4 protein-coding genes are annotated in these 2,973 nt (G+C 31.9%); all 4 read left to right on the plus strand.

Annotated elements, in window-relative coordinates:
- Positions 1-345 precede the first annotated feature (345 nt).
- Positions 346-624, plus strand: a complete 279-nt coding sequence (locus Aru01_RS18135; RefSeq protein WP_016655987.1) for a hypothetical protein — start codon at positions 346-348, stop codon at positions 622-624.
- Positions 625-784: 160 nt separating this feature from the next.
- Positions 785-1,075 (plus strand): hypothetical protein, encoded by a 291-nt coding sequence (locus Aru01_RS18140; protein WP_016655988.1) that lies wholly within the window; start codon positions 785-787, stop codon positions 1,073-1,075.
- Positions 1,076-1,801: 726 nt separating this feature from the next.
- Entirely contained in the window at positions 1,802-2,329 is a 528-nt protein-coding gene (locus Aru01_RS18145; RefSeq protein WP_016655989.1) for a hypothetical protein, read from the plus strand.
- On the plus strand, positions 2,326-2,973 hold a 648-nt coding region (locus Aru01_RS18150; RefSeq protein ID WP_042111774.1), incomplete at its 3' end, for a hypothetical protein. The genes Aru01_RS18145 and Aru01_RS18150, both read left to right, overlap by 4 nt.

Genomic DNA, 2,973 nt, shown 5'->3' on the forward strand with positions numbered 1-2,973 from the left:
TTGTAAACGCAGCTAAGAACATACTTCTTGCGAAACAGTGTTTCTCAGGACATAAGCGTCTAGCAGTAGGAATCACCCCCGTTTAGGGGGATGAGGATGTCAAAAAGAAAATAGTAAGCGTTGTCAGAGTACTGTATGTTTTAGTCGAAATATACTAGGTCAGACAGAAGATCCAAAAGGTGATATTGAAGTCTTTGCCGTCTTTGAAAAGTATTTTGTCAGTAACGCTTTAGCCACAGCTTTGGTGATTGAAAAAGTCGCAGGTAACTTGGTTGCCTATTTAACTAATTGTTCGAAAAAAATTAGATTTAAAATTGTATCATTCAAATACTTGGGAGTTAAGAGATGGTCAATATCCGTGGTTTTAAAATGTCCATTTTGGTTGTCTTTAGTTTGATACTTCAAGCCTGTGTTGATATGGACATATTAACGACACCTGATACTGATCATTATTTAAAAGGTGCAGATGGTTTTATTCTTTCTAATTGTGAAGGAGGAACTTTATCCAAAAATAGTTCCAAAACTGAGATTTTTTGGAAAAAAAATAACCTCCCTAAAGGTACTACTGAGTTTGTCTGTGTAGATGGAAAGGCATATTTACCTGGTCAAGAACCTAAGCGGTAAATGTACGTCTTTGTTTTTTCATGGTTCACCTCTTAGGTGGTTAGATTACCATCTAATTTGGTGTCCAGTTTTATTAAACCACTATATCTGCAGGAAGTATTGATGATCGTAGTAATTTACCCTAAATCTCATCATCGATAGATTAACAGTGAGAGTTTTCTTGAAATGCATTTATAAAATATTATCAGTTTCAACTTTGGTATTGCTTATCGCTGGTTGCAGCGGTTTTATTGATTCATTTAGTCCAATACCAAGACAGAAATTATTGGAACATCCTAATGGTAGTTCTGTTCGAGATTGTCAGGGAGGACCATTACCTCTTGGGGGAGAGGTTGAGTTTTTCTGGAAAACAAACAATCTGCCTAAAGGCACAACTGAATTTGTTTGTGTAGATGGTAAGGCGTATTTATCTGGTCAACACCTAAAGTTAAGTGAAAAGTATATTCAATAGGTCTGAAATTATAAAATAAATTTTTGATATATCCAAAGGGATAGGTCGTTTTAGATTGTGCTGCAGGAGATTTGAGTTCTAAAAGTAGTCTTAGGATGAAGTATTTCGGGGTTAGAGAGTTTTCATATGCTAAAACAGCATTTAAATGCGTTGATGTTAAAGCATAATTACTGAAGACTACATGGCATAATTGTTTGGTCGAACGGTTAAGTGAAAACGTTTAATTATAGTGTAATGAATTTTAAAAAAAACCAACATTGATAAGTTTTTTTAAATATTTGCTCAGTGTATTTTTATTTGAGTCTGATTTTTCTGTTTTTAGAGAGAGGATTTTAAAACATCATCTCTCTTTTTTTTATGTTTTTTAATATAAATATTAGAATAACATTTAGAAAAAAAATAACTTAAAAGTTGTTTTTAAAATTGAGATAAAGCCATTTACACGCAAATTTATTAAAAATAAAACAATATGTAATTCATTGTTTTAATTTGTTTTATTTTGGTTTTGATTGTTGATGTGTAGCATTAATACTTAAGTTGGATTGAAATTGTTGGGGGAAAAATGTTGGTATATATATGTATTTGAAATTTACAAATTAATCGTTAACGTACGCTCGTTTGTTCGGTAATATAGTTGGCGTTTCACTTAACAAGATAATAGTGTGATAAATTTTTCTTTGATATTGCAATTCATTGTCTAACAAATATACATAGCTGGTGCATAGGATGTTACTACTTAGAGTGTTTTTTATTTCTTTTGGTTTGTTGTCTGTCAGTATGGCTGGGAAGACAACGCCTTTATCTTCATCTTCTGCTGAACAATATTATAGATATTTAGATATAGACAATAAAATTCAGCTTAAAAAAATTGAGCAAAAACGATACTCAGATTTCGCACATTCTAAGGTTGAAGGTGCACTACGAGGCTATGAAGTTTCATCTGAAGCAAGGGCGCAGACTACAAAAGAGGTGGAACAGGTTTATAAAGATTATATTTTGTCAAGAGTAAATGAAATTCAAAGAACTTCATTGCAAGAATATAAAAACCAATTTTCTAAAATACAATCAGAAGAAGCTGTTTTAAATCAAATAGAGTTTTATGGAACAACACAAGGTCAAAAAATACTGAGTAAACAAAAGCAAAGAAGCTTGGCAATGCAGGATCTATATAATCAGTTACCTTCTATTTTGAGTGAACAGGCTGTATTACAAAATCAAATTAAAGTAGTTCTAAACGGTGGTGAAGCCAAATGAAGCATAAGATAATTTTGGCTACAATGACTTCTTTTTTATTAAATACTTCAAGTTTTGCTGATGAGAACGAAAATTTTTTTGTGGCATATAGTTCAGCTCAAGCAGCTAACATACCCCGCGATCTTAAAGCAAAAATGTTATTACCAACTAATTTAGATACTATAGCAATTAAGACACTGAATAATATGGGGCTCAATGAGCTTTCTCGTCAATATCTGAATCAACCTGAATTACAACAAAAATTAAGAACGGTAATACAAAATTACATTAATAGTTCAGCCGCAGATTCTATCTTTGATGATAAAAGTACACAGCTATTTAGTGATATTTATACTGTAGATGAGTTGAAGTCACTGTATCAACTAAATAACACTAAAAATGGCAAACTATTTAATGATAACAACTCTGTGATAGATAAAAAGGTACAGAGTTTTATAGATATTTCTTATAGGCAGCAATTTAATCAGGCCGGTTTTGAGAAGTTAGAAGCGGATATCAAAACTATTGTTGATAAAGTTAAGCCAAGTAACAAAGACACAGAGCTTGAAACTATTAAAGTTGTTGAAACTTTAAATTCAAATGAAAGTAAAACAGTTGGAGTAAGCCAAGCAAAAACAGCTGTTGAAACCAAAGTAGCTGAATCT

The organism is Acinetobacter rudis (assembly GCF_000829675.1).
GTDB classification, from domain to species: Bacteria; Pseudomonadota; Gammaproteobacteria; order Pseudomonadales; family Moraxellaceae; genus Acinetobacter; species Acinetobacter rudis.